2 protein-coding genes are annotated in these 1,465 nt (G+C 41.4%); one reads left to right on the forward strand and one right to left on the reverse strand.

Annotated features, from left to right (window positions below):
* Positions 1-323 precede the first annotated feature (323 nt).
* A complete protein-coding gene (locus tag AABK37_RS41315; protein ID WP_432557166.1) occupies positions 324-1,199 on the reverse strand; it encodes a proline iminopeptidase-family hydrolase in 876 nt (291 codons plus the stop codon).
* 60 nt (positions 1,200-1,259) lie between these two features.
* Here AABK37_RS41315 and AABK37_RS41320 point away from each other — a divergent pair.
* On the forward strand, positions 1,260-1,465 hold a 206-nt coding region (locus AABK37_RS41320), incomplete at its 3' end, for a hypothetical protein (protein WP_432557167.1).

Here is a 1,465-nt window from a genome sequence, read left to right on the forward strand (position 1 = left end):
GGGGGTTAGGTTTGGGAGGTTTTGATGTTAATAATATAGCGGTTATTGGTTGAGTCCAATACACAAAGTAGGGGCACTGCATTGCCGTGCCCCTACACGCGACTCTTGCACTCTTGAAAGAGGCTTTTGGGATTTTTGCACAGATCCGATAATCATAAGTGATTAACCGGACTTGATATCAAATAGGATGGCGTTGCACAAAATGGGGATGAAATAACGAACCGCAAAGACGCGAAGTACGCGAAGAAAGAGTTTTTTGAGAGACAGAAAAATAAAAATCATCCCGCAAATATGCAACGCCAATAGGATTACTATTGCTGAAGTCAGGAATAGCCGCGATTGTGTTCTACTCGGCTCAAAAATTTGTCTAACACTTGCAAAAATCTTTCTGTTTCTTCCAAGTGAGGCATATGTGAACTATTTTCAAATAGTACCCACTCTGAATTAGAAATACCTTGCTTTAATTTTTCTACACAAGCTGGAGTTACTTCATCATACTTACCAGAAAGCAGCAGTGTCGGTACAAAAATTTCACTCAAGCGGTTTTCAACATTCCAGTCGATGATTTTACCAGCACCCCGAAACTCTGTACCAACTTTGCTGTATGCTGTAGTCAAACAACTGGGCCAAGGGTTTAAACGACAGAGAAAATTATGGTTAAAGACTTCCATAGCCTCTTTATATTCTGGGTCTTGGGTTGTACCAGCGGTTTCATGTTTACTAATAATCTCTTTAATATCTGCGGGTAGATCGTTCATTAAGCTATAAGCTTCACTCACAAATTGCTGAATGCTGGCAGGTGTATTAGCCAAAATCAAACTTGCTAAACCAGTTGCTTGAGAAAGGGTATGTTCTAGTGCCAAACAACCACCCCATGATTGTCCAAAAAGATGGATTTGCTCTAAGTTTAAAGTGCTGCGGATGGCTACGAGTTCATCTTTAAATAAATCAATAGAATATAAATTTGCGTCTTTTGGGCGATCGCTATTTCCACATCCTAGTTGATCGTAGAAAATAACTTGCCTTCCCGTGTAAGCGATCGCTTCTAATGGTTCCAAGTAATCGTGGGGTACTCCTGGACCTCCATGAAGACACAACAAAGGTAGTTTACCTTCTGCTTCTTGGTTCGGTTTAACAATGCGATACCACACTTGATGACCGCGAAACGAGATAAAGCCTTCAACGGCAGAAGTTGTCATACACTGAGCAAAGTTAGCAATAGTATTTACTATAACCTGCCCAATGTGGCTTAGTTAGCATTGTCAGTCGATACAATCGCATTGTCAGTCGATACAATCGCATTGTCAGTCGATACAATCGCATTGTCAGTCGATACAATCGCATTGTCACTCAATGCATTAAGGGAGCATCCCAATTTTGCCGCAATACCCTTGAAGGGTATCGCTATACAAACAAAGCCTGCCTTCGCAGGCTATATGAGTTTTAGAGCCTGCGAAGGCAGGCT

The sequence above is a fragment of the Tolypothrix sp. VBCCA 56010 genome (assembly GCF_050875635.1).
Lineage (GTDB): Bacteria > Cyanobacteriota > Cyanobacteriia > Cyanobacteriales > Nostocaceae > Hassallia.